This window comes from Actinomycetospora sp. NBRC 106378 (genome assembly GCF_030269685.1).
Classification (GTDB): Bacteria; Actinomycetota; Actinomycetes; order Mycobacteriales; family Pseudonocardiaceae; genus Actinomycetospora.
In genome coordinates this window covers 304,232-328,742 of sequence record NZ_BSTT01000001.1, presented here as the reverse complement: position 1 = coordinate 328,742, position 24,511 = coordinate 304,232, and the positions used below count along the sequence as shown (strand labels likewise).

21 protein-coding genes are annotated in these 24,511 nt (G+C 75.1%); 18 read left to right on the top strand and 3 right to left on the bottom strand.

Features of this window, described 5'->3' with window-relative positions; genetic code table 11:
- The first annotated feature begins 41 nt into the window (after nucleotides 1-41).
- The 3 genes from imuA' (at nucleotide 42) to QSK00_RS01575 (ending at nucleotide 6,057) form a co-directional block, all read left to right on the top strand.
- Nucleotides 42-836 (top strand): DnaE2-dependent mutagenesis accessory factor ImuA', encoded by a 795-nt coding sequence (gene imuA' / locus QSK00_RS01585; RefSeq protein ID WP_285586761.1) that lies wholly within the window; start codon nucleotides 42-44, stop codon nucleotides 834-836.
- The gene (locus QSK00_RS01580; protein WP_285586759.1) at nucleotides 833-2,509 is read left to right on the top strand and encodes a DNA polymerase Y family protein; all 1,677 of its coding nucleotides are present in this window, start codon (nucleotides 833-835) and stop codon (nucleotides 2,507-2,509) included. The genes imuA' and QSK00_RS01580 overlap by 4 nt, the downstream gene beginning before the upstream one ends.
- 104 nt (nucleotides 2,510-2,613) lie before the next feature.
- A complete protein-coding gene (locus QSK00_RS01575) occupies nucleotides 2,614-6,057 on the top strand; it encodes an error-prone DNA polymerase (protein ID WP_285587904.1) in 3,444 nt (1,147 codons plus the stop codon).
- A gap of 77 nt (nucleotides 6,058-6,134) precedes the next feature.
- Here QSK00_RS01575 and QSK00_RS01570 read toward each other — a convergent pair whose 3' ends face one another.
- Together QSK00_RS01570 and QSK00_RS01565 are read right to left on the bottom strand one after the other, a co-directional pair.
- Nucleotides 6,135-6,950: an SDR family NAD(P)-dependent oxidoreductase gene (locus tag QSK00_RS01570; RefSeq protein WP_285586757.1), complete on the bottom strand. Its 816-nt coding sequence runs from the start codon at nucleotides 6,948-6,950 to the stop codon at nucleotides 6,135-6,137.
- 62 nt (nucleotides 6,951-7,012) lie between these two features.
- Entirely contained in the window at nucleotides 7,013-7,771 is a 759-nt protein-coding gene (locus QSK00_RS01565; protein WP_285586754.1) for an enoyl-CoA hydratase/isomerase family protein, read from the bottom strand.
- Nucleotides 7,772-7,839: 68 nt separating this feature from the next.
- Between QSK00_RS01565 and QSK00_RS01560 the strand changes: the two genes are divergently transcribed.
- Nucleotides 7,840-8,421, top strand: a complete 582-nt coding sequence (locus QSK00_RS01560; RefSeq protein ID WP_285586753.1) for a TetR/AcrR family transcriptional regulator — start codon at nucleotides 7,840-7,842, stop codon at nucleotides 8,419-8,421.
- A 387-nt stretch (nucleotides 8,422-8,808) separates the two neighbouring features.
- Here the strand turns inward: QSK00_RS01560 and QSK00_RS01555 are convergent, their stop codons facing one another.
- Complete coding sequence (locus QSK00_RS01555) at nucleotides 8,809-9,480, bottom strand: GPR1/FUN34/YaaH family transporter (RefSeq protein ID WP_285586752.1); 672 nt, start codon at nucleotides 9,478-9,480, stop codon at nucleotides 8,809-8,811.
- 181 nt (nucleotides 9,481-9,661) lie between these two features.
- Here QSK00_RS01555 and QSK00_RS01550 point away from each other — a divergent pair, with 181 nt between their 5' ends.
- The 14 genes from QSK00_RS01550 (at nucleotide 9,662) to QSK00_RS01480 (ending at nucleotide 24,508) form a co-directional block, all read left to right on the top strand.
- Complete coding sequence (locus QSK00_RS01550; RefSeq protein ID WP_285586751.1) at nucleotides 9,662-10,210, top strand: hypothetical protein; 549 nt, start codon at nucleotides 9,662-9,664, stop codon at nucleotides 10,208-10,210.
- Nucleotides 10,197-12,089 (top strand): NAD-binding protein, encoded by a 1,893-nt coding sequence (locus tag QSK00_RS01545; protein WP_285586750.1) that lies wholly within the window; start codon nucleotides 10,197-10,199, stop codon nucleotides 12,087-12,089. Before QSK00_RS01550 ends, QSK00_RS01545 begins: the two co-directional genes overlap by 14 nt.
- Nucleotides 12,090-12,096: 7 nt before the next feature.
- A complete protein-coding gene (locus tag QSK00_RS01540; RefSeq protein ID WP_285586748.1) occupies nucleotides 12,097-12,942 on the top strand; it encodes a bifunctional methylenetetrahydrofolate dehydrogenase/methenyltetrahydrofolate cyclohydrolase in 846 nt (281 codons plus the stop codon).
- 6 nt (nucleotides 12,943-12,948) lie between these two features.
- The gene (locus QSK00_RS01535) at nucleotides 12,949-13,428 is read left to right on the top strand and encodes a DUF3017 domain-containing protein (protein WP_285586747.1); all 480 of its coding nucleotides are present in this window, start codon (nucleotides 12,949-12,951) and stop codon (nucleotides 13,426-13,428) included.
- Nucleotides 13,429-13,592: 164 nt separating this feature from the next.
- Nucleotides 13,593-14,807 (top strand): NADP-dependent isocitrate dehydrogenase, encoded by a 1,215-nt coding sequence (locus tag QSK00_RS01530; protein ID WP_285586746.1) that lies wholly within the window; start codon nucleotides 13,593-13,595, stop codon nucleotides 14,805-14,807.
- A gap of 86 nt (nucleotides 14,808-14,893) precedes the next feature.
- Nucleotides 14,894-16,075, top strand: coding sequence for an AI-2E family transporter (locus QSK00_RS01525; protein ID WP_285586744.1), 1,182 nt, complete (start codon nucleotides 14,894-14,896; stop codon nucleotides 16,073-16,075).
- A 101-nt stretch (nucleotides 16,076-16,176) separates the two neighbouring features.
- Nucleotides 16,177-17,481, top strand: a complete 1,305-nt coding sequence (locus QSK00_RS01520) for an AI-2E family transporter (RefSeq protein WP_285586742.1) — start codon at nucleotides 16,177-16,179, stop codon at nucleotides 17,479-17,481.
- Nucleotides 17,482-17,558: 77 nt separating this feature from the next.
- Complete coding sequence (gene uraH / locus QSK00_RS01515) at nucleotides 17,559-17,900, top strand: hydroxyisourate hydrolase (protein WP_285586740.1); 342 nt, start codon at nucleotides 17,559-17,561, stop codon at nucleotides 17,898-17,900.
- Between the two features lie 6 nt (nucleotides 17,901-17,906).
- Nucleotides 17,907-18,803, top strand: a complete 897-nt coding sequence (pucL, locus tag QSK00_RS01510; RefSeq protein ID WP_285586738.1) for a factor-independent urate hydroxylase — start codon at nucleotides 17,907-17,909, stop codon at nucleotides 18,801-18,803.
- Between the two features lie 25 nt (nucleotides 18,804-18,828).
- Entirely contained in the window at nucleotides 18,829-20,163 is a 1,335-nt protein-coding gene (allB, locus tag QSK00_RS01505) for an allantoinase AllB (RefSeq protein WP_285586736.1), read from the top strand.
- Entirely contained in the window at nucleotides 20,160-21,587 is a 1,428-nt protein-coding gene (gene alc / locus QSK00_RS01500) for an allantoicase (protein ID WP_352231066.1), read from the top strand. The genes allB and alc overlap by 4 nt, the downstream gene beginning before the upstream one ends.
- Nucleotides 21,584-22,864 (top strand): DUF6986 family protein, encoded by a 1,281-nt coding sequence (locus QSK00_RS01490; RefSeq protein WP_285586735.1) that lies wholly within the window; start codon nucleotides 21,584-21,586, stop codon nucleotides 22,862-22,864. Before alc ends, QSK00_RS01490 begins: the two co-directional genes overlap by 4 nt.
- Nucleotides 22,865-23,024: 160 nt before the next feature.
- Nucleotides 23,025-24,020: an isopenicillin N synthase family dioxygenase gene (locus QSK00_RS01485; RefSeq protein WP_285586734.1), complete on the top strand. Its 996-nt coding sequence runs from the start codon at nucleotides 23,025-23,027 to the stop codon at nucleotides 24,018-24,020.
- A complete protein-coding gene (locus QSK00_RS01480; RefSeq protein ID WP_285586733.1) occupies nucleotides 24,017-24,508 on the top strand; it encodes a nucleoside deaminase in 492 nt (163 codons plus the stop codon). The genes QSK00_RS01485 and QSK00_RS01480 overlap by 4 nt, the downstream gene beginning before the upstream one ends.
- The last annotated feature ends 3 nt before the right edge of the window (nucleotides 24,509-24,511 follow it).

The following is a 24,511-nucleotide window of genomic DNA, read 5'->3' as shown; positions in this document are numbered from 1 at the left end:
TCCTCGTTCGAACAGGTGTTCGATGATCGAGGAGGGTTTCCATGTCGCTCGCGCACGACGTGCTCGCCGGTCGGGTCGCGGAGTTGGGGCTCGTCCGGGCCTCGGAGCTGCCCGCGCGGGGTGCCCGGGCGGCAGCATCGCACACTCGGCCGACACCGGTCCCGGCGTCGGTCCCGGCGTCACCCGGACCGGAGCCCGTGCGCACGGAGCCCGCGCACGATCCCGAGCAGGCGCTGCTGCCGGTGTCCGGGGCACTCGCGGGCCTGCTCCCGTGGGGCGGGCTGCGGCGTGGGTCGACGGTGTCGGTGCACGGGTCGACCGCCCTGCTGCTCGCGCTGGTGGCGCAGGCGTCACGGGCGGGGTCGTGGTGTGCGCTGGTCGGGTTGCCGGGGGTCGGGGTGGCCGCCGCGCACGAGGCGGGGCTCGATCTCGCGCGCACGGCCCTCGTCCCGCGGCCCGGTCCCCGTCCGGCGACGGTGGTGGCGGCGCTCGTCGACGGGGTGGACGTCGTCGTGCTCGGCGGCGCGTCGGCGTGGCGGGCGGGGGACCGGCAGCGGCTCGCCGCGCGGGTCCGGCAGAAGGGCGCCGTGCTCGTCCCGGTCGGGGCGTGGCCGGGAGCGGACGTCGAGCTGCGCGCCGCCGGTGGCACCTGGTCCGGGCTGCTGGGCGACGGCGCCGGGCGGCTGCGGTCCCGTCGGGTGCACCTGCGCTGCGCGGCCCGCGGCCGGGCGCGCGACCTGCGCTCCGACGTGCTCCTCCCGGGTCCCGACGGCGGGTGTGCCCCGGCCCTCGACGACGGGTTCGAGACGGAGCTCGCACCGGCGAGGACGGGGTGAGCAGCGGGGCCCCGTTGCGGGTCGTGGCGTTGTGGTGCCCGGACTGGCCGGTGGTCGCGGCCTGCGCGGAGTCCGGCATCCCCGCCGACCGTCCGGCGGCCGTGCTGGTGGGCCACCGGGTCGTGGCGTGCTCGGCGACCGCGCGGGCGCAGGGGATCCGGCGGGGGCTGCGCCGCCGCGAGGCGCAGGCCCGCTGCCCCGACCTGGCGGTGCTCGGCCGGGACGCCGACCGCGACGCGCGGGCGTTCGAGACGGTCGCCGCGGCGGTGGAGGAGATCGCCCCCGGCGTCGAGGTGATCCGGCCGGGCCTGGTGGTCCTCGCCGCGCGGGGCCCGGCCCGGTACTTCGGGGGCGAGGAGACGGTGGCCGAGCGCCTGGTCGACCACGTCGCCGCGCGGGCACGGGTGGAGTGCCAGGTCGGGGTGGCCGACGGGGTGTTCGCCGCCTCCCTCGCCGCCCGCCGCAGCGTGATCGTGCCGCGCGGGGGGTCGCGGGCGTTCCTCGCGCCGCGCCCGGTCGTCGAGCTGGAGCTGGAACCGGGGGTGGAGCCGGACACCGCGGGCGCCGACGTCCCCGCGACCACCGCGCGCACCGAGCTGATCGGCCTGCTGCGTCGCCTCGGGCTGACCACGCTGGGAGCTTTCGCCGAGCTCCCGGCCGTCGACGTCGCCTCCCGGTTCGACGCCGCCGCGGTGCGCGCGCACCGGCTCGCCCGCGGGCTCGACGAACGCCCGCCGACCCGCCGTCGGGTGCCCGACGAGCTCGTCGTCGAGGTCCCGCTCGACCCGCCGGTCGACCGCGTCGACGCCGCCGCGTTCGCCTCGCGCGCCCTCGCCGAGCGGCTGCACCACGTCCTCGGCGAGGCCGGACTGGCCTGCACCAGGCTCGGCGTCCAGGCGAGCACCGTCGGCGGGGACGAGCTGGCCCGCACCTGGCGTTGCGCCGAGCCGCTCACCCCGTCGGCCACCGCGGACCGGGTGCGCTGGCAGCTCGAGGGGTGGCTGTCGCGGCGGGCGGGGTCGGGCCGCAGCGGGGACGGGTTGGCGGTGCTGCGGCTGGTGCCCGAGGAGGTCGTCGACGCCGGCCGGCTGCAGCTCGGGCTCTGGGGGGAGACGGGGGCGGCCGACGAACGTGCCGGTCGGGCCCTCGTGCGGGTGCAGGGGCTGCTCGGGCCGGAGGAGGTGCTGACCGGGGTGCTCGGCGGCGGGCGTGGGCCCGCCGAGCGCATCCGGGCCGTGCCGTGGGGCGACGAGCGCACTCCCGCGCTCGACCCCGAGGCTCCCTGGCCCGGGGCGCTCCCGGCGCCGTCACCGTCGACGGTGCCGCCCGAACCCGCGCCGGCCCGGGTGCTCGACGCGGCCGGACGGCCGGTGCGGGCGGCTCCCCGAGGGCGGCTGTCGGCGGCCCCGGCGTTCGTCGGCATCGGTGACGGCGAGTACGCCCCGGTGCGGGCCTGGGGCGGGCCGTGGCCCGAGGAGGGTCGCTGGTGGGACCCGGCGGCGCCCGCGGGGTGCCTGCGGGTCCAGGTGGTGTGCGTGCAGGACGACTCCGACCCCGATCCGGCCGCCGACCTCGCGCCCGACCCCGTCGCCTCCTCGGCCGACGCCGCCGGGCTGGCCCTGCTGCTCGTGCTGCGCGGCGACCGGTGGGCCGTCGAGGGGATCTACGACTGACCGGCGGCGCCCCGGATCCGGTGAACGCGCGGCACGTTGTCGGACCCTCCCGCTACAGTCGAGGTATCGAACACGTGTTCGACCAACGAGGTCGGGAGGCCGGGATGGGCTGGGGCAATCCGGCGGTCAGCTGGTCGGAGATGGAGCGGATCCTCGCGGGGAAGCCGGTCCGGTCCGGTGCCGCCCGGTCGCGGGAGGGGGCCGGCCCGGTGGTCGACGGTCCGGGCACCGTCCACCCCGCCGACGTCACCGCGGCCCCCGTGCGGCGCCGGTCCACGCGGGACGAGACGCACCCCGGCGACGGGGGCGACTCGCCGGCCTGGAGCCGCACCCGGGCGCCCTACCGACCGCCGCGGACGCCCCGGCCGGAGAGCACGGCCACGGTGCCCTACGCCGAGCTGCACGCCCACTCCACCTACAGCTTCCTCGACGGGGCGAGCCAGCCCGAGGAACTCGTGGAGGAGGCCCACCGGCTGGGGCTGGAGGCGATCGCGCTCACCGACCACGACGGGATGTACGGCGTGGTCCGCTTCGCCGAGGCCGCGCACGAGCTCGACATCCGCACGGTCTTCGGGGCGGAGCTGTCGCTGGGCCTGTCCGCCCCGCAGAACGGGGTGGCCGACCCGGAGGGCGAGCACCTGCTCGTCCTGGCGCGCGACCCCGACGGCTACCGCGCGATCTCCCGGGCCATCACCGAGGCGGCGATGGACCCGCGGGCGGAGAAGGGCCACCCGGTGTACGACCTGGAGCGCACCGCGGCGACGCTGCGCGACCGGGTGGTCGTGCTGACCGGGTGCCGCAAGGGCCACGTCCGCCGGGCGCTGGCGACCGGTGGGCCGGAGGCGGCGGCCGGGGCGCTGGACCGCCTGGTGGCGCTGTTCGGGGCCGAGTCGGTGGCGGTGGAGCTGACCGACCACGGGCTGCCGGTCGACGTCGAGCGCAACGACCTGCTCGCCGGGCTGGCGGCGCGGGCGGGCCTGCCCACCGTCGCGAGCACCGCGGCGCACTACGCGACGCCCGACCGGGCGCGGATCGCGGCGGCGCTGGGTGCGGTGCGGGCGCGGCGCAGCCTCGACGAGGCGGAGGGCTGGCTGCCGCCCGGCACCGCCCACCTGCGCTCCGGCGCGGAGATGGCCACCCGGTTCGCCCGGCACCCCGAGGCGGTCACGCACGCCGCGGTGCTCGGACGGGAGTGCGCGTTCGAGCTGGCGCTGCTCGCCCCCGAGCTGCCGCCGTTCACGGTCCCGGCGGGGGAGACCGAGGCGAGCTGGCTGCGCCACCTCGTCGACCACGGCGGTCGCGGGCGCTACGGCAGCCGGACGGAGAACCCCGAGGCGTGGGAGGTGATCGACCACGAGATGGCGATCATCGAGGGGCAGAACTTCCCCGGGTACTTCCTCATCGTCGCCGACATCGTGCGGTTCTGCCGCGAGGCCGACATCTACTGCCAGGGCCGTGGCTCGGCGGCGAACTCGGCGGTCTGCTTCGCGCTCGGCATCACCCACGTCGACGCCGTGCAGATGGACCTGCTCTTCGAACGGTTCCTCTCCCCGGAGCGCGACGGCTACCCCGACATCGACCTCGACATCGAGTCCGACCGCCGCGAGGAGGTCATCCAGTACGTCTACCGCCGGTACGGGCGGGACCGGGCGGCGCAGGTCGCGAACGTCATCACCTACCGGCCGCGCTCCGCGGTCCGGGACGCCGCCCGAGCGCTCGGCCACTCCCAGGGTCAGCAGGACGCGTGGAGCAAGCACATCGACCGGTGGGGGCCGGGCGCCGACCTGGGCGAGCAGGTGCCCGGGATGCCCCGCGCGGTGGCCACCCTGGCCGAGGAGATCGCGGGCTTCCCCCGCCACCTCGGCATCCACTCCGGCGGCATGGTGATCTGCGACCGGCCGGTGGACCAGGTGGTGCCGGTGGAGTGGGCGCGGATGGAGGACCGCAGCGTCATCCAGTGGGACAAGGACGACGCCGCCGCGGTCGGCCTGGTCAAGTTCGACCTGCTCGGGCTCGGGATGCTCTCGGTGCTGCACTACGCCAGCGACTACGTGGCGGCCCACCACGGGCGGCGCATCGAGCTGCACGAACTGCAGCCCACCGACCCCGACGTCTTCGCGATGCTCGCGCGGGGCGACTCGGTCGGGGTGTTCCAGGTGGAGTCGCGCGCCCAGATGGCCACGCTGCCCCGGCTGAAGCCCCGCCGGTTCTACGACCTGGTGGTGGAGGTCGCGCTGATCCGGCCCGGTCCGATCCAGGGCGGGTCGGTGCACCCCTACATCCGGCGCCGCAACGGCGACGAGCGCGTGATCTACGACCACCCGCTGTGTGAGCCGGCGCTGCGCAAGACGCTCGGGGTGCCGCTGTTCCAGGAGCAGCTCATGCAGCTGGCCACCGACGTCGCCGGGTTCTCCGCGGCCGAGGCCGACGAGCTGCGCCGGGCGCTCTCGGCGAAGCGCTCGGCCGAGCGCCTCGAGCGGATGCGGGAGCGCTTCTACGCCGGGATGGCCCGCAACCAGATCACCGGGGACCTCGCCGACCGGATCTTCGCCAAGACCAGGGCGTTCGCGAACTTCGGCTTCCCGGAGAGCCACTCGATCAGCTTCGCGTCCCTGGTCTACGTGTCCGCCTGGTACAAGTACCACCACCCGGCGGCCTTCTGCGCCGCCCTGCTGCGGGCCCAGCCCATGGGCTTCTACTCCCCGCAGAGCCTGGTGGCCGACGCCCGGCGGCACGGGGTCGTGGTGCACGGCCCCGACGTCACGCGCAGCCGGGCCGAACCCGACCTGGAGCCGCAGCCCGACAGCACGGGCGGGGTGGCGGTCCGGATGGGGCTCGCGTCGGTGCGGGGGCTGGGCGACGAGGTCGCCGAACGCATCGTCACGGCCCGCGACGCCGCCCCGTTCGACGGGCCGGCCGACCTCGCCCGGCGCGCCGACCTCACCACCGCGCACCTGGAGGCGCTCGCCACCGGTGGGGCACTGGCCTGCTTCGGGCTCGAGCGGCGCGAGGCGCTGTGGGCGGCGGGCGCCGCGGCGGCGGGGACGGCCGTGGTCCGCGACGGGGCGCGCCAGGACCGGCTGCCCGGCTCCGCGGTGGGCCTCGACGCCCCGGCGCTGCCCGGCATGTCCGCGGTGGAGCTGACGATCGCCGACGTGTGGGCGACGGGGCTGTCCCCCGACGGGCACCCGGTGACCCACCTGCGCGCCGAGCTGGACCGGCGGGGCGCGTACAGCGTCGCGGGCGTGGCGGCGGTGCCCGAGGGGGAGCGGATCGAGGTCGGCGGGGTCGTCACGCACCGGCAGCGCCCGGCGACGGCGGGCGGGACGACGTTCCTCAACCTCGAGGACGAGACGGGGATGCTCAACGTGGTGTGCTCGGAGGGGCTGTGGGCACGCCACCGGGTGGTCGCCCGCACGAGCGCGGCGCTCGTCATCCGGGGTCGGGTGGAGCGCGCCCACGACGCCCCGAGCGTGGTCAACCTCGTGGCCGACCGGGTGGAACGTCTGGACCTGGTCGTCCCGTCCCGGTCGCGCGACTTCCGTTGACACCCGCACGGACCTCAGGCGGGGGGTCGCGCCAGGCGTTCTCGCCGTGGTCCCACCGCTGCTCGGAGAGTGCGCTGTCAGATGCTGCGGTGGTGGCGCACCGCGACCTCGAGGTCGGCCAGTCGCGGCGCGAGCTGCTCGTCGACGGCCAGTGGATCGGTGGCGTGGAGCTGCTGCATCGCCCGCCTGGTCGGCAGCGAGGTGTTGATCTCGTGCTCGTCCCGGCCCAGGGCCTCCAGCACGTCGGCCACGACGTCGGAGGCGGCACGTCGGCCGAACCCGAGGTCCTCGCCGGCCGCGGAGCTGTCCATCATCGCGGTGGCGGTCGCCCCCGGGTAGACGGTGGCGACGTGCACGCCCGTGCCGTGCAGCTCACGGCGCAGGGCATGCCCGAAGGCGGCGACCCCCGCCTTGCTCGCGGCGTAGGTCGTGTAGAACGGCAGCCCCACCAGGGCGATGCCACTGGCGATCGTCACCACCGCCGCGCCCCGGTCGGCGGCCGCGGCGCGCAGGCTCGGCAGGGCCGCGCGGGTGAGCAGGACGGGGGCGGTCAGGTTCAGGTCGATCAGCGCGTGGATGTCGTCCACGGCCTGCTCCTCCAGTCGGCCGGCCCGGACGTTGCCGGCGTTGTTGACCAGCAGGTCCAGCCCGCCCAGCCGGTCGCGGGCGGCCCCGATGACGAGGTCCGGGGCGCCGGCAACGGTGAGATCCAGCGCCAGCGTCCCGGCGGTGCCGCCGGCGCTCGTCACGAGCTCGCCGGTCTCGCGCAGGGCCGCCTCTCCCCGGCCGACCAGGAGGAGCCGCCCGCCGAGGCGGGCGAGTGCGACGGCGATCTCCCGGCCGATGCCGGAGCCGGCGCCGGTGACGACGGCACGACGACGGGTCAGGTCCACGGTTCCTCCTGGGGTGGGGCAGGGCGGGCCCGGGGCGCCCGACGGACGCCCCGGCCTCGGGGTCAGCTCGCCTGGTAGGCCAGGTCGGCGGCGGTCAGGCCCTCGAGCGCCATGCCGTAGGGCACGGCCTCCACGAGCCGCCGCAGCAGGCGCTGGTTCAGCGTCTGCTTCTGCAGGCTGCGGTAGAGAGCGGGCTTCGCGGCCAACGTCCGGGCGATCTCGAGGCCACGGGAGTACGCCCGATCGTGCGCGACGACCTCGTTGACCACGCCCCACTGCTGGGCGGTGGCGGCGTCGATCGTCTCGCCGGTCCACAGCAGCCACTTCGTCCGGGCCGTGCCGACGGCTTCCTCCCACACGACCTGCAGGCCGTCGCCCGCGGTGATCCCGAAGGTGGGGTGAGGATAGTCGCCGTAGGTCGCCCGCTCGGAGGCGATGTGCACGTCGCTGAGCAGCAGGTATTCCGAGTGCACGGTCGCCGGACCGTTGGCCACCCCGATGACCGGCATCGGCAGCGTGAGCAGCCGCTGCAGCACGTCGAGCCCCTCGCGGCGGATCTTCTCCCAGTGGGCCGGCTTGAAGATCTCCCCGAGGCTGTCGCCGTCGATGGCGTCCATGAACGCGTCGCCCGTGCCCGTGAGGACCAGGGCCCGGTTCTCGCCGTCGTGGGCGATGTCGTCGAGAGCCCTCGGCAGATCCTCGTGCGTGGTGCCGGTGAAGGTGACCGGACCGCCGGCGGAGTGGAAGCGCAGCGTCAGGACACCGTCCTCGGTGCGCTCGAACGCGAGGTTCTCGTAGCGGTCGAAGTACTGCGGGCTCATGTCGTCTCCTAGACAGACCGGTCTGTTCGTTCGAGACAGTAGACAGGTCTGTCTGATAACGTCAAGGCATGGGAACGGGGCCGCGGGCGACGGTGCGCGACCGACTCCTCGCCACCGCGGACCGGCTCTTCTACGCCGAGGGCGTGCACGCGGTGGGGATCGACCGGATCCTCGCGGAGGCGGGCGTCGCGAAGGCCAGCCTCTACGCGCACTTCGGCGGCAAGGACGCCCTGGTCGAGGCGTACCTCGAGGGACGCAGTGCGGACTGGCGCGCCCACGTCGAGGCCGAACTCCCCGGCCGGGCCGACGACCCGGTCGATCGGGTGCTCGCGGTGTTCGACCTGCTCGGGGAGTGGTTCGCGGCGCCCGGCTACCGGGGTTGCCCGTTCATCAACGTCGCGGCCGAGTACGCCGTCGAAGGGGCCGTCGCCGCGGTGCTCGGTCGGCACCGCACGTGGGTGCGCGCGCTGTTCGAGGGCCTGCTGGAGGAGGCCGGCCACGCGGCGCCACAGGCCGCGGCCCGGCACCTGGTCATGCTCTACGACGGGGCGATGGTCGCCGCGCACCTCGACGGCGACCCCACGGCGGCCCGGGACGCGCGGGAGGCCGCGCGGACGCTGCTCACCCGGGAGCGTGTCGACGCGCGGTGACCTCGCCGCGAGGGTGACATCAGGCAGGTCGAGTGGCCCGGGAACCTGCCCTCCGTGAGTCTCGGCGCGGGCCGCCCGGCGGGTCGCCCGCTGCCCCGTCGCGAGGGTGACATCAGGCAGGTCGGGCGGCCCGGGAACCTGCCCTCCGTGAGTCTCGCCGCGGGTGCCGGTGCGGGTCGCCCGCCGCAGCGCCGCGAGGGTGACATCCGGCAGGTCGAGCGGCTCCGGAACCTGCCCTATGTGAATCTCGCCGCGAGCGGCCGCACCCCGACGGGGTTCCCGTCACGGTCGTGACCGGACCACCATCGGGGTCCGACACACTGACGGGGGTGTCCCCGGCCGGTCCGAACGGCCGGGGACACCCCCATCAGGTCGGCAAGGGGCGGATCAGCCCCCGACGATCGGCTTGCCCATCGGCAGCGCGCCGCCCCCGGTCGCCTGGCCGAGTGCGTCGAAGAACAGGTAGACGCCCACCAGCGTGAAGGCGAAGACCGCGATGCCGCCGCCGAACAGCAGCCCCGTGGAGCCACCCGCCGTCCCGAGCAGGACGAGCAGCAGGGCGATGTCGACCAGGACGAACAGCAGCGTGAACACCGACGGCAGACGCAGCGAGGCCAGCGTCAGGACGACGACGCCGATCAGCCAGGTGAGCAGGAACGTCTCCTGGGCTGCGACCGCCGCACCGTCTGCCGTGGCGTCCCCGAACCAGTTGTGCCCGAGTCCCACCACCAGCAGGGCGAAGCTCAGCCAGAAGCCCGCGAAGATCCCGAAGATCGCCGCGACCGGGCCGGCGCCGGTCCGGATCGCCCAGCCCGTCGCGATGAGCTGCCCGACCCCGGTGCACATGAACAGGATCGGCACCATGCCGATCGCCGCGTTCGCCGCAGTCCCGGTGAAGCCGATCAAGTAGAGACCGAGGGCGATCGAGCCGATCACGAACGTCGGGACCCCGACCAGGGCCGGGTTGGCCGCCGCGGCGGCCGCCTCCGCGGCTGCTGCATCAGCCGCCCGGGTATCGGCGGCGGCGTGCGCCCCCGCACTCTCGTCGACTGTGGTCATCGCCACTCCTTCGTGCCGGTGGTGACGGGCTGTCCTGGCGTCGGTGCTGGTCCGAGCGCCGCAGGCGTGCCCGCTGACCGATCGAGTGTGATCTCACGCACCGCACACGCGCCACCGACCGTCCGTAGGGGTAAGCGCCTGCCATGACGGCCCGTGTACCGGTTCAGGCATGCTCGCCCCCATGAGGCGCCTGCCCCGTCCCGGCCGGTCGGACAGTGTCACGGGAGGGGGAGTCGCCCACCGTCTCCTGGCCGGCGCGCTCGCCGGCGCGGCCGGGACCGCCGCGATGACCGCGACCGGACGGGCCTACCGCGAGGTCTACGCCCGTCGTCGGGGGAAGCACCCGTCGGAGATCACCGAGATCCTCGACTACGACGACAGCGACCACGTGGTGGTCGCCGCCTCGACGCTGCTGCGCACCGTGTCGGGACGGGCGCCCGAGTCCGCGGGCGGTCGGCGGGCCCTGTTCTGGCTGGTGCACTGGGGCTACGGGTCGGCCGTCGGCGCGGCCCACGCCGAGCTGCGCCACCGCCTCGGCGAGCCCACGGCGGGGGTCGCCTTCTTCGTGGGCTGCCAGACGATGGCGCTCTCGCTCTTCCCCGTCCTCGGCGACACGCCCCTGCCGTGGCGCTGGACCGCCCGGCTGATGACCGTCAGCGTGCTCCAGCACGTCGTCTACGCCGCGGCCGTCGCCGGTGCCGACGCCGCCCTCGACCATGGCGAGCGCTGAGCCCGGAGGAGACCTCGCCGACCGGCGGGGGCACGTGGTCGTCTGCGGTCTAGGCGGGCTCGGCTGGCGGATCGTCGAGCAGCTGCACCGCCGTGACGTGCCGGTCGTGGTCGTCGACGACACCCACGCCGCCGCCCGCACCGAGCGGACGCTGGCGGCCTGGGGCGTCCCGCTGTTGACCGCCGACGCGAGCCTGCCGGGCACCCTGGAGGCCGTCGGTCTGGCGGGTGCCCGCGCGGTGGTGTGCGTCGAGGGCGGCGACGCGGGGGAGCTGCGCAACCTCCACATCGCCCTGCACGTGCGCGACCGACGGCCGGACGTCCGGGTCGTGACGGCGCTGGGCAACGCCGCGATCGGGCGGGCCGTCGCGGCCGACCCGGGCCCGGGCGCGGTGCTCGACGTCGCCGCCCTGGTCACCCCGGCGCTCGTGGAGGCGTGCCTGCAGAGCCCGGTGCACGCCCTCGAGATCGGCGGGCAGCGCTTCGTCGCCGTGGCCACCACGGCACCCGCCCCGGCCTCGCTGCGGGAGCTCTACGGCGACCTCGCGCCGCTCGCCGTCACCGGCGGGTCGCCGTCGTCGACCCGCGTCTGCCCCGGCCGCGACGAACGCGTCGACGCCGGCGACCTCGTGACGGTGCTCGGTGACGACCCCGAGATCGCCGCGGCGGGGATCGACACCACGGCGCCCGTTCCCGGTCGACGGCGGGAGACCACCCGGCGCGGCGGCGGCTACGACCCCGACGCCGCCCGCGGCAGTGCCGGCCCCCTCGCCCGGGCGCTCGCGGCCGTCCTCGCCGTCGGCCGGGAGTCCGACCGCGGGCTGCGCTGGGCGATCGCGGCCCTGGCCGGGCTGCTGCTGCTCTCCACCGCCGTCATCGCGGTGGGCTACCGGTATCCCGACGGCGCCCGGATGTCGCTCGTCGACGCGCTCTACTTCACCGTCGAGGCGGTGGCCACGGTCGGCTTCGGCGACTACAGCTTCGCGGGCCAGTCGCCCTGGCTCCGGGTCTGGGCGATCTTCCTGATGCTGGCGGGGGTCGCGGCCACCGCCATCCCGATCGCGTTCTTCACCGACATGCTGATCAGCCGCCGGCTCTCGGCGACGGCGGGCCGGCGGGCCGCGTCGGCCTCGGTGGGCCACGTCGTCATCGTCGGGCTCGGCGCGGTCGGGGTGTCGGTGATGGAGGCGCTCGTCGCGCGCGGCCGCGACGTCGTGGTGGTGGAGGCGGACCCGGGCAACCGGCACCTGCCGCGCGCCCGGGCCCTGCGGGTGCCGGTGGTCTTCGGCGACGCCACGACGCCGACGGTGCTGGGGGACGCCCGGGTCCCGCGGGCGGCCGCAGTGGCCGTGTTGACCAGCGACGACATGGCCAACATCGAGACCGGTCTCGCGGTCCGGGACCTCCTCGACCCCGCGGCGGCCGCGCCCGTCGTGCTGCGCCTGTTCGACCGGGAGCTCGCCCGCACGGTCGCCCGCCGCTTCGGGTTCGACACCGTGCGGTCGATCGCCGAGCTCGCCGCCCCCTGGTTCGTCGGCGCGGCCCTCGGCCTCGACGTGCTCGGCACCTTCCCCGTCCACGGGCAGGCGTTCCTGCTCGGGCGGCTGCGGGTCGAGCGCGGCAGCGCCCTCGACGGGCTCGCGATGCGCGACCTCTCGGCCCGGACCCGCGTCGTGGCCCTCCGCCGCGTCACCGACCCGCGCGGCCGCGCGCCCCTCGAGCACCCGCCCCGGCGCGACACCCGGTTCACCGCCGGCGACGAGGCGTTCCTCGTCGGGCCGGACTCGGAGCTGCTGGAGGTCCTCGGGCACTCCCGGGCGTCCGGCCCGCCGGAGGGCCCGACGCAGGCCCCTGCCGCGCTCCGGCCGGGCACGCGATGATGGGCACGTGACCGCGACGATCCTGGACGGCAAGGCCACCCTGGCGACGATCATCTCCGAGCTCGGCGAGCGGGTCGCGAAGCTCACCGCGGCGGGCCGCCCACCCGGCCTGGGGACGGTGCTCGTCGGCGACGACGCCGGGTCGCAGTCCTACGTGCGCGCCAAGCACCGCGACTGCGCGAAGGTCGGCATCGAGTCGATCCGCCGCGACCTGCCCGCCGACGCCACCCAGGCCGACGTCGAGCGCGCGGTGGACGAGCTGAACGCCGACCCGGCGTGCACCGGCTACATCGTCCAGCTGCCGCTGCCGAAGGGACTCGACGCCAACGCCGTGCTGGAGCGCATCGACCCGGACAAGGACGCCGACGGCCTGCACCCGACGAACCTCGGCCGGCTGGTGCTGAACGAGCCCGCGCCCCTGCCCTGCACCCCGCGCGGCATCGTCGAGCTGCTGCGCCGCTACGACGTGCCGCTCGACGGCGCGAAGGTCACCGTGCTCGGCCGCGGCATCACCGTCGGCCGGCCGCTGGGCCTGCTGCTCACCCGACGCAGCGAGAACGCCACCGTCACCCTCTGCCACACCGGCACCCGCGACCTGGCCGCGGAGGTCCGGGCGGCCGACGTGGTCGTCGCCGCCGCGGGCGTGCCGGGCATCGTCACCGCCGACATGGTCAGGCCCGGCGCCGCCGTGCTCGACGTCGGCGTGTCCCGAGGCCCCGACGGCATCCTCGGCGACGTCGCCGAGGACGTCCGCGAGGTCGCCGGCTTCGTCGCCCCGAACCCGGGCGGCGTCGGTCCGATGACCCGCGCGATGCTGCTGACGAACGTCGTCGAGCGCGCCGAGGGGGCCTGAGGGGTCATGACGGCGGGTGGCGGCACTCCGGGCGCCGAACGCGCGACCGGCACCGACCCGGCGTCGGGAACGGGGACCGGGGGAGCCGACGATGCGGCGTCCCTGCCACTGGACGACAGCAACGACGCTTTCCTGCCACCGGAGCAGGAGGAGGGCCCCCGCCACCTCCGCCCGCCCCGGACCGTCGGGGACTACGCGCGGGCGCTGCTCCACCGGCTGCGGGCGCAGGCCCCGCTCGCGGCGGTCCTGGCGGTCGCCCTCGTCGCGTTCGTGCGGATCGGGCTGCAGCACTGGCGCGACGGCACGACGGTGCTCGGCATCGCGCTGCTGCTCGCGGCGGTCCTGCGGGCCGCCCTCCCCGACCGGACGGCGGGGCTGCTGGCCGTCCGGCCGCGGCGCACGGACGTCGTCACCTACGCCGTGTTCGGCGTCGTGGTCATCCTGCTGTCGCTCTCGATCACCGGCGGCCCGCTCGCGACCCGCTAGACGGGTGAGGAGTACGACCCGCCACAGCGCGTCGGTGCAGGTGTCGCGTTGATAGCGTGCGGGGAAGAGGCAACGCACGGGCCTCCCCGATCTGGCCGGGCCCGGCGCGCGCCCCCGAGAACCGTGCGGCGCCGTGACGAGGCGCGAGAGGAGAGTTCGCTTCAGTGGCGAAGATCAAGGTAGAGGGCACCGTCGTCGAGCTGGACGGCGACGAGATGACCCGGATCATCTGGCAGTTCATCAAGGACAAGCTGATCCACCCGTACCTGGAGATCGACCTCGAGTACTACGACCTCGGGATCGAGCACCGCGACGAGACCGACGACCAGGTCACGGTCGACGCGGCGAACGCGATCAAGCGCCACGGCGTCGGCGTCAAGTGCGCGACGATCACCCCGGACGAGGCGCGCGTCGAGGAGTTCGGCCTCAAGCGCATGTACCGCTCGCCCAACGGGACGATCCGCAACATCCTCGGCGGCACGATCTTCCGCGAGCCGATCGTCTGTTCGAACATCCCGCGCTACGTCCCGCACTGGACCAAGCCGATCGTCGTCGGCCGGCACGCCCACGGCGACCAGTACCTGGCCCAGGACTTCAAGGTCCCCGGCCCGGGCACCGTCACCATCACCTACACGCCCGACGGTGACGGCGAGCCGATGGAGTTCCAGGTCGCGACGTTCCCCGAGGACGGGGGCGTCGCGCTGGGCATGTACAACTTCAAGAACTCGATCGTCGACTTCGCCCGCGCCTCGCTGCGCTACGGCCTGGACCGCGGCTTCCCGGTCTACATGTCGACCAAGAACACCATCCTCAAGGCGTACGACGGCATGTTCCGCGACACCTTCGAGGAGATCTTCGAGTCGGAGTTCAAGGCCGACTTCGAGAAGGCGGGCCTCACCTACGAGCACCGCCTGATCGACGACATGGTCGCCGCCGCCATCAAGTGGGAGGGCGGCTACGTCTGGGCCTGCAAGAACTACGACGGCGACGTCGAGTCCGACATCGTCGCCCAGGGCTTCGGCTCGCTCGGCCTCATGACCTCGGTGCTCATGACGCCGGACGGCACCGTCGAGGCCGAGGCCGCCCACGGCACGGTGACGCGGCACTTCCGCCAGCACCAGCAGGGCAAGGAGACCTCGACCAACCCGATCGCGTCGATCTTCGCGTGGTCGCGGGGTCTGGCCCAGCGCGGTCGCCTGGACAACAACGACGAGCTCGTCGACTTCGCCGAGAAGATCGAGCAGGTCTGCATCCAGACCGTCGAGGACGGCAAGATGACGAAGGACCTGGCGCTGCTGATCGGCAAGGACGCGCCGTACCTCAACACCCAGGACTTCCTCGACGCGATCGACGAGGGCCTGCAGAAGGCGATGGCCTGACGCCTCCCGCCCCCGGACGGCACCCTCCCTGCGCGGAGGGTGCCGTTCGTACGTTTCGGGGTGATCGGCCTGCCAGACTCCGCGGCGTGATCGAATCCGACCGCCCCAGCCGCGGCCACGTGATCGGCGACGGGTTGGCCTGGACCGCCCGGTGGAGCTGGCGGTTCCTCGTCGTGACCGCCGCCCTGGTGGTGCTCGGACTGGTCATCGGCCAGCTGTGGTCGATCATGTTCCCGGTCTTCCTCGGGCTGATCATCGCCACCGTGATCGAGCCCCCGGTCGCGTGGCTGCGGGACCGCGGGGTGCCGTCGCTCCTGGCCGCGCTGCTCGTCGTGGTCGGCGGCCTCGCGGTGCTGGTCGGCGTGATCGTCCTGCTCGCCCCGTCCGTCGCGGGGCAGGCGCCGGCGATCGTGCAGGGCGCCGTCGGCGGGATCCAGCAGATCCAGCAGTGGGTGCAGGGACCGCCGTTGAACCTCGGCGCGAGCCAGATCGGCGACTACGTCGACCTCGCCGTCTCCCGGCTCCAGCAGAGCGCGGTGCAGATCGCGGGCGGCGTGGTCGCGGGCGTCACCACCGTCGCCAACGGCGTCATCAACGGCGTGCTCGCGATCATCCTCGCGTTCCTGTTCGTCAAGGACGGGCCGAGGTTCCTGCCGTGGGTGCGCCGCCGCACGGGCCCGACGGCGGGCTCGCACCTCGAGGAGGTCAGCCGCCGCGCGTGGGCGCGCCTCGGTGGGTTCATCCGTTCCCAGGCGCTCATCGGCCTGGTCGACGCGATCTTCATCGGGATCGGCCTGGTCGTCTTCGGGGTACCGCTCGCGCTGCCGCTGGCGGTCCTCACGTTCTTCGGCGCGTTCGTGCCGATCATCGGGGCGCTCGTGGCCGGGGCGCTGGCGGTGCTCATCGCGCTGGTGGTGCAGGGCCCGACGGTCGCGATCGGCGTGCTGGTCCTCATCCTCGCCGTCCAGCAGATCGAGGGGAACCTGCTCCAACCGCTGGTGCAGGGCAAGGGCCTCGGGCTCAACTCGGCGGTCGTCATCCTCGCCGTCACCGGGGGCAGCGCCCTGTTCGGCATCGCGGGCGCGTTCTTCGCCGTGCCGCTCGCGGCCGTCGTCGCCGAGATCGGCCGCTACCTCGACCAGCAGGTCGCCCGCCGGACCGGGGAGGCCGAGCCCGGCGAGGACCCGCCGCCGGAGTCCGAGGAGCTCGTGGAGCATTCGGTTCCGCCGACTCCGGAAGCGGGTTCCGCCGAACGCGCCGCCGACTGAGCCGGTCCTCGATCGGAGGGTGATCGGCGGACCGTTTCGGGTACGCGACGACGGCCCGCGGGGACTCCTCCCCGGCCCTCGGGCCGGAGAGGACCCCGATCGTGACGCAGGAGATCCCCGTGCCCACCGTGGCGCCCCGTGCATCCACGCGGCGCAGCCGCGGCCAGCTCATCGGCGACGGCCTGGCGTGGACGTCCCGCTGGAGCCTGCGGCTGCTCCTCACCGCGCTGGGGGCGGTGCTCCTGGGTCTGATCATCGGCGAGCTGTGGTCGATCGTGCTGCCGGTGCTGCTCGGCCTGATCATCGCGACGGTGCTCGAGCCGCCCGCGACGTGGCTGCGCCACCACGGCGTCCCGTCGCTGCTGGCCGCGATCATCGTGGTGCTCGGGGCCCTCGCGATCGTCGGGGGCGTGATCGCGGCCATTGCCCCGTCGGTGGCCGCCCAGATCCCGCAGCTCGTGGGCAGCGCCTCGAGCGGTCTCGAGGACGTGCAGCGCTTCCTCACCGAGACCTTCGGGCTCGGGCAGAGCCAGATCGGCCAGGCCGTGCAGGCCGGCGTCGACCAGCTGCAGAACTCCGCCTCGATGATCGCGGGCACAGTGTTCTCCGGGCTCACCGTCATCGCGAACGGACTGATCGACCTCGTCCTCGCGCTCGTCCTCGCCTTCCTGTTCGTCAAGGACGGCCACCGGTTCCTGCCCTGGCTGCGCCAGCAGGTCGGGACGTCGGCGGGGGTGCACTTCGCGTCGGTCGGCTCACGCGCCTGGGACCGGCTGGGCGGGTTCATCCGCTCGCAGGCGATCATCGGCTTCGTCGACGCCGCCTGCATCGGCATCGGCCTGGTGGTCCTCGGGGTGCCGCTCGCGCTGCCCCTCGCCGTGCTGACCTTCTTCGGGGCGTTCATCCCCATCGTCGGGGCGCTCACGGCGGGCGTGCTGTCGGTGCTCATCGCCCTCGTCAGCAACGGGCTGACCAACGCCCTCCTCGTGCTCGTGCTGATCCTCGCGGTGCAGCAGATCGAGGGGAACCTGCTGCAGCCCCTGGTGCAGGGCCGGGGCCTCGGGCTGCACGCCGCCGTCGTCATCCTCGCCGTCACCGGCGGCAGCAGCGTCGCGGGCGTCGTCGGGGCGTTCCTCGCGGTGCCGGTGGTGGCGGTGGCCGCGGAGATCGCCCGCTACACCAACGAGCAGATCGACCTGCGCGCGCGTTCCGACGACGAGCACCCCACGCAGGGGCCCCGGCCGACCGACGCCGAGCTCTTCGCGGCGCAGCCGCCCCGGCCGGCGGGCCGGCTGGCCCGCTGGCTCCGTCGCCACCGGACCAGCGTCGAACCGGACGGCCGTGTCGCGGCCGAGGACAGGACGAACCCGGCACGCGGGAACGGGGCCACTGCGACGAACGAGTGACTCGCGCCCGCCGTCACCCCGGGGCAACATGCGTGGCCTTCACTGTCGCCTCGACCCGCCGTCGTGAAGGGGGTGCCGTGCCGGGACCGATCGAGCGTCTCTCCACCCACGTGCTGGACGTGGCCGCCGGTGTACCCGCGCCGGACGTGCCCGTGGTGCTGGTGGCCGACGACGACGGCACGGTCCTCGGGCGCGGCACGACCGACGCCGACGGACGGGTCGCGCAGCTCAACGACGAGCCCTTCGGTCCGGGCGAGGTGACGCTGACCCTCGACGTCGCCGCGTACATGACCCGGACCCACGGCACCGTGTTCCACCCGCGGATCACGGTGCACGTCCGGCTCGACGGGGCACGGTCGCACTACCACCTGCCTGTCCTCGCCGGACCGTTCTCCCACACGACCTACCTGGGGAGTTGATCGGCCGTGGGCATCGTCCTGGGCACCAATCAGTACGGGAAGGCCGAGGTCCGGCTGGTCCACGTGGACCGGTCGACGCCGCGGCACGTGATCACCGACGTGAACGTCACGAGCCAGCTGTTCGGCGACTTCGCCGACACCTTCCACACCGGCTCGAACGCGTCGGTGATCGCGACGGACACGCAGAAGAACACGGTCTACGCGCTGGCCCGCACCGGCGGCGTCGGCGCGATCGAGGAGTTCGCGCTCCGGATGGCGCGCCACTTCGTCGCCCCGGAGCACCCGCAGGTGACCGGCGCGCGGCAGGAGATCGAGCAGGCCTCCTGGGACCGGATCGAGACCGCGGACGGCCCGCACGACCACGCCTTCGTCCGGGGCGGGACCGAGACCCGGACCGTGGTGGTCACGAAGCGCGGCGACGCCGAGACCGTCATCTCCGGCCTCACCGACCTCGTCGTCCTCAAGAGCACGGGCAGCGAGTTCCACGGCTTCCCGCAGGTCGCCTACACCTCGCTCGTCGAGACGAACGACCGCATCCTCGCCACCTCGGTGTCCTCGCGGTGGCGCTACGTGGGCACCGACGTCGACTGGGAGAAGAGCTTCGCGAGCGTGCGGTCGACGATGCTGGACCGTTTCGCCACGACGCACAGCCTCTCGCTGCAGCAGACCCTCTACACGATGGGCACCGCGGTGCTCGAGATCCACCCGGAGATCGCCGAGATCCGGTTCTCGATGCCGAACAAGCACCACTTCCTGGTCGACCTGTCGCCCTGGGGCCTCGAGAACCCGAACGAGGTCTGGTATGCCGCCGACCGGCCGTACGGCCTCATCGAGGCGGCCGTGACGCGGGACGACGTCCCCGCGGACGAGGCGGCCTGGGCGGGCATCGCGGGGTTCTGCTGAGCCACCCCTCTAGGGTCGGGCGGCGATGCCCACCGATCTCGCCGTGCGAGCCCGCCGGGTGGTCCTGCCCGGCGGGACCGCCCCCGCCGTCGTGACCGTCTCCGCCGGGCGGATCACCGCCGTCCTCGACCACGACGCGCCCGTCGCGGGCCCCGTCGTCGACCTCGCCGACGACGAGGTCCTGCTGCCCGGCCTCGTCGACTCGCACGTGCACGTCGACGAGCCCGGCCGGACGCACTGGGAGGGGTTCGCGACGGCGACGGCCGCGGCCGCCGCCGGCGGCGTCACCACCCTCGTCGACATGCCGCTGAACTCGATCCCGCCGACGGTCGACCCCGACGCCCTGGCGGTCAAGCTCGACGCGGCCCGCGACCAGGTCGCCGTCGACGTCGCCTTCTGGGGCGGGGCGGTGCCGCTGGCCGACGGTGTCCCGGACGCCGCGGGACGGGTCGACCCCGGACGGATGCGGGCGCTCGCGGCGGCCGGGGTGCGGGGGTTCAAGTGCTTCCTCACCGACTCGGGCGTCCCGGAATTCCCCGCGGTGGGCCACGAGGACCTGGAGCTCGCCGCCGCGACCTGCGCCGAGCTCGACCTGCCGCTCGTGGTGCACGCCGAGGACGACGGGGTGCTGGCCGAGGCGCCGCCCGCGGGCGCCGACTACCGGTCGTTCCTGGCCTCGCGTCCGCCCGGTGCCGAGACCACCGCGGTGCTGCGGCTGGCGTCGGTGGCGGCGCGGACCGGGGCCCACGTGCACGTCCTGCACGTCTCGGCGTTCGAGGCCGCCGAGGAGATCGGCGCCGCCCGGGACGCCGGGCTGCGGCTGACCGCCGAGACCTGCCCGCACTACCTCGCGCTCGCCTCCGAGACGATGCCCGGCACCGCGGGCAAGTGCTGCCCGCCGGTGCGGTCGGAATCCAACCGCGAGCTGCTCTGGGGCGCCCTCGGGGCGGGCCGGCTCGACGCCGTCGTCTCCGACCACTCGCCGTGCCCGCCCGAGCTCAAGGAGGGTGGCTTCGGCGCGGCCTGGGGCGGGGTCTCGTCGCTGGAGGTGGCGCTGCGCGTGGTGTGGTCGGGGGCCGAGGTGCGCGGGCACACCCTCGACGACCTCGTCCGCTGGATGGCGGACGCGCCGGCGCGGCTGGCCGGGCTGGACGCCAAGGGACGCATCGCGGTCGGCGCCGACGCCGATCTCGTGGTGTTCGCGCCCGACGAGATCGCCGAGGTCGACCCCACCGCGCTGCACCAGCGCCACCCGGTCACGCCGTACGCCGGGATGGCGCTGCGCGGCGCCGTCCGGCGGGTGTGGCTGCGCGGGGCCGCGCCGGGCACCGGACGGCTGCTCCCGGAGGAGGGACCATGATCGACCTGGCGTCGCGGGCCGTCGGCGGCGGCGTCGTGGCCGCGAGCGACGAGACCTTCGCCGAGAAGGAGAACCTCGTCGCGGCGGCGGCCCCGACCCACGCCGCGCACACCTTCGGGCACAAGGGCCAGCTCTACGACGGCTGGGAGACCCGGCGCCGGCGCGGGGACCTCGACGAGGAGGACTGGGCCGTCGTCCGCCTGGGCCTGCCCGGGATCGTGCACGGCGTGGTCATCGACACCGCGTTCTTCGACGGCAACCACCCGGTCTCCGGGGCCGTCGACACCTGCTGGCTCGAGGGGTACCCCACGCCCGACGAGGCCGTGGCCGGCCCGTGGGAGCCGCTGTGCGGCACCGAGCTGCAGGGCAACACCGCGCACGAGGTCGACGCCCCGGTCCCGCGCGCCGCGACGCACGTGCGGCTGCGGATCCGTCCCGACGGCGGGGTCGCGCGGCTGCGCGTGCTCGGGGTCGTGCTGCCCGACGTCCGGCGCTGGCGGGACCTCGGGGTCGACCTCGCCTCCCTCGCCGCCGGCGGCCGCGTCCTCGACGCCTCGAACCGGCACTACTCGCCGCCCGAGAACCTCCTCCTCCCGGGCTCCGCGGCGCACATGGGCGAGGGCTGGGAGACCCGCCGCCGGCGCGACGGCGGGTTCGACTGGGTCGACGTCGCGCTCGGCGCCGCCGGGCACGTGCACCAGGCGGTGGTGGACACGACGTACTTCGTCGGCAACGCCCCGGGCACGGTGCGCCTCGTCGGGATCGGCGCCGACGGTGAGACCGAGCTGCTGGGCGAGACGCCCGTCCGGCCCGACACCGAGCACTGGTTCGGCGCGGCGGACGGCCTCGACACCGGCCTCGTCGTCGACCGGGTGCGCGTGGAGGTCCGTCCGGACGGCGGGTTCGCGCGGCTGCGGCTGCACGGGCGCCCGACCCCGGAGGCGGTGACGGCGGCGGGTCTCGCCCGCTTCGACGCGGTGCCGACGGCCGTGGCGGAGCAGGTACTCCTGGGCTGCTGCTCCGCCCCCGGGTGGGCGGCGGCGGTCGCGGCCGGCCGGCCCTACGGGTCGCTGGACGCGCTGGTCGCGGCGGCCACCTCCGGCGTGCTCGCGCTCGACGACGACGAGCTCGTCGCCGCGCTCGCCGGGCACGCCCGGATCGGGGCGCCGCGCGACCGGGTCGGCGCACGCGAACAGGCAGGCGTCGGGACGGACGTGCGGGACGCACTCGCGGAGGGCAACCGCGCCTACGAGAAGCGGTTCGGCCACGTCTACCTGGTGCGCGCCGCCGGCCGCAGCGGCGAGGAGATGCTGGCCCTGCTCCGGGAGCGGCTCGCGAACGACGCGGCGACCGAGGCGGACGTGGTGCGGTCGCAGCTGGCCGAGATCACGGCGCTGCGTCTCGAGTCGTTGTGGGTGCCGTGAGCACCCCGGGTGGCAGGAAAGCGTCGTTGCTGCCACCGGACGACAGCAACGACGCTTTCCTGCCACAGGGACCGGGACCGGGACCGGGACCGGGGCTGCTCGACGCCATCGACACCCGCCTCGCCGCCACCGACGCCGCCCTCGACGCCGACGAGGCCGCCCGCGCCCGCCTCGCCGCGCGCGACCCCGAGCCGGTGCACGTCTGCTACGTCCCGGCCGACCGGGTCACCGACGCCACCGCCCGCGAGTGGGGCGACGAGGCCACCGCGGCGCTCGACCGCCTCGCCGACGACCCGGAGCTGCCCGCGGTCCTCGGGGTGTCGCCCGAGGACCTCCGCGACGCCCTGCCGCGGGTCGCCCGCACGCTCGCCGTGCAGCCGGTCGCCGACCTGCGCGCCGACCTCGAGGACGGCTTCGGACACCGCGGCGACGACGAGGAGGACGCCGCGGCGGTCGCCGCCGCGCGGGCGCTCGCCGCACTGCTCGCCGCCGAGCGCGGCCCCGCCCGCGGCGGGCCGCGCGTGAAGTCGATGGAACGCGCGACCCGCCGGCGGGGGCTGCGCTCCTGGGCCCTGTTCGTCGACGCCTTCACGACGGCGGGTGGCGACCCCTCGCGCCTGCGGGTCACCCTGCCGAAGGTGTCGGCGCCCGCGCAGGTCGCGGCGTTCGTCGAGGCCACGGCGGCCGTGGAGGCGCGGCACGGGATCGGGCCGATGCCCGTGGAGCTGCAGATCGAGACCCCGCGGGGCGCCCAGCGGGTGGACGAGCTCGTGGCCGCGGCGGGCGCCCGGGCGGCCGGGCTGCACTACGGCACCTACGACTACTCGGCGAGCCTCGGCATCGCCCCCGACCAGCAGCGGGCCGACCACCCGGCCGCGGAGCACGCCAAGTTCGCGATGCAGCTCGCCGGGGCGGCCGCGGGCGTACCGGTGTGCGACGGGTCGAGCGCGGTGCTGCCCGTGGGCGACCGCGCCGCCGTGCTCGCGGCCTGGGGGATCCAGGCCCGCATCGTGCGCCGTGCCCTCGAGCTCGGGATCGGCCAGGGCTGGGACATGCACCCGGCGATGGTGCCCGCGCGGCTCGTCGTCGTGACCGCCGTCCACCGGGCCGGGCTGCTCGCCGCGGTCACGCGCCTGCGCGCCTACCGGGCCGGGGCCGCGTCGGGAACCCTCGACGAGCCCGCGACCGAGCGCGCGCTGGTCGGCTTCCTGCGCCGCGGCGTCGCGTGCGGCGCGGTCGACGCCGACGAGGTGGCGGGTCTGCTCGGTCCGTCGTGACCGCGACGAACGGCCCCTCAGCGGTCCCGACCGACCGCCGCGGGCCCGCTCGACCCGCCGAGCCCGACCCACGGACGTCACACGACGGGGCGGCGCAGCGCCTAGAGTGACCGCTCGGGCAGCGCCGCTCACCGTACCCACCTGCGAGCGGAGGTCCCCGATGTTCGACGTCCCCACGGTCGACCTCTCGCCCTACCTCGATGGCGACCCCGCCGTCCGGCCCCGCACCGCGATCGCGCTCGACCGGGCCTGCCGGACGGTCGGCTTCGTGCAGCTGGTCGGGCACGGCGTGCGGTCGCGGTCGGTCGCGGCCCTCGGCGACGCCCTCGACGCGTTCTTCGCGCTGCCGATGGAGCAGAAGAAGGCCCTCGTCGTCACCGACGGCACGAACCGCGGCTACAGCCCGCCGCGCACCGAGTCGGTGAGCCGCAGCCTCGGCGTCGAGCAGGCCGGGAACATGAACGACTACTTCGAGGCGTTCAACGTCGGGACGGCGGCCGACGGGCCGGAGGACGGCGGCGACGGCAACGTGTGGCCGGACCTGCCCGGGTTCCGCGACGCGGTCGAGACCTGGACCCGGGAGGCCCGGCGGGTGGTGCGGGCGCTCGCGAGCGCCCTCGGCGACGCCCTCGGCGACCGGCAGGTGCTCCACCGGCTCGCCGACGACCCGGTGCAGGTGCTGCGCCTGAACCACTACGCGCTCGAGGAGCAGGACCTGCCCGACGGGGCCGACCTGTCGGGCATGGGTGAGCACACCGACTACGGACTGGTCACCGTGCTGTGGGCCGACCGCGTGCCGGGGCTGCAGGTGCTCCACGACGGCACGTGGCACGACGTGGTCCCCGACGAGGGCGCCCTGCTGGTGAACCTCGGGGACCTCACCGCCCGCATCACCGGCGACCGGTGGCGCTCGACGCTGCACCGCGTCCGGCCGCCGGTGCGCGACGGCCGCGTCCTGCGGCGGCGCTCGGCCGCGTTCTTCCACGACGGCGACCCGGACGCCGTCGTCGAGACCCTGCCGCTGCCGGGGGCGAGGCCGTACCCGTCGACGACCGTGCGGGAGCACCTCGCGCGCAAGCTCGCGGGCAGCCGCGCGGGCACGCTCAACACGACGGCCGCGCGGGAGGCCGCCCGGGTGCGGGAGGCGGCGCGATGAGCGGCGCGACGGACCACGACGAGCACTTCCTGCGCGAGGCCCTCGCGCTCGCCGAACGCAACGTGGCCGAGGGCGGCGGGCCCTTCGGTGCGGTGATCGTGGCCGGGGACGCCGTCATCGCCCGCGGCCAGAACCGTGTCACCCGGGACATGGATCCCACCGCGCACGCCGAGGTCACCGCGATCCGCGCCGCGTGCCGCGACCGCGGCGACTTCTCGCTGGCCGGCGCCACCCTCTACACCAGCTGCGAGCCCTGCCCGCTGTGCGTCGCCGCGTGCCTGTGGGCGCGCCTGGACCGGGTGGTGTACGCCGCAGACCGGAACGACGCGGCGCGCGGCGGCTTCGACGACCGGGAGTTCTACGAGCTGTTCGCGGCCGACCCCGGCACCTGGCCGACCCGGGTGGAGGCGATGGGGTCGAGCCTCGCGCTGGACGCGCAGGCGCCGTTCGACGCCTGGCTCGCCAAGGGCGACCGGGTGCGCTACTAGGCG

Bases quoted from the DNA above. Each gene is read 5' to 3' on its own strand.
- QSK00_RS01555 (WP_285586752.1), bottom strand. From the start codon at position 9,480: ATGACCACAGTCGACGAGAGTGCGGGGGCGCACGCCGCCGCCGATACC.
- QSK00_RS01480 (WP_285586733.1), top strand. From the start codon at position 24,017: ATGAGCGGCGCGACGGACCACGACGAGCACTTCCTGCGCGAGGCCCTC.
- QSK00_RS01545 (WP_285586750.1), top strand. From the start codon at position 10,197: ATGGCGAGCGCTGAGCCCGGAGGAGACCTCGCCGACCGGCGGGGGCAC.
- QSK00_RS01565 (WP_285586754.1), bottom strand. From the start codon at position 7,771: ATGAGCCCGCAGTACTTCGACCGCTACGAGAACCTCGCGTTCGAGCGC.
- QSK00_RS01535 (WP_285586747.1), top strand. From the start codon at position 12,949: ATGACGGCGGGTGGCGGCACTCCGGGCGCCGAACGCGCGACCGGCACC.
- QSK00_RS01560 (WP_285586753.1), top strand. From the start codon at position 7,840: ATGGGAACGGGGCCGCGGGCGACGGTGCGCGACCGACTCCTCGCCACC.
- allB (WP_285586736.1), top strand. From the start codon at position 18,829: ATGCCCACCGATCTCGCCGTGCGAGCCCGCCGGGTGGTCCTGCCCGGC.
- QSK00_RS01485 (WP_285586734.1), top strand. From the start codon at position 23,025: ATGTTCGACGTCCCCACGGTCGACCTCTCGCCCTACCTCGATGGCGAC.
- QSK00_RS01575 (WP_285587904.1), top strand. From the start codon at position 2,614: ATGGGCTGGGGCAATCCGGCGGTCAGCTGGTCGGAGATGGAGCGGATC.
- alc (WP_352231066.1), top strand. From the start codon at position 20,160: ATGATCGACCTGGCGTCGCGGGCCGTCGGCGGCGGCGTCGTGGCCGCG.
- QSK00_RS01550 (WP_285586751.1), top strand. From the start codon at position 9,662: ATGAGGCGCCTGCCCCGTCCCGGCCGGTCGGACAGTGTCACGGGAGGG.
- imuA' (WP_285586761.1), top strand. From the start codon at position 42: ATGTCGCTCGCGCACGACGTGCTCGCCGGTCGGGTCGCGGAGTTGGGG.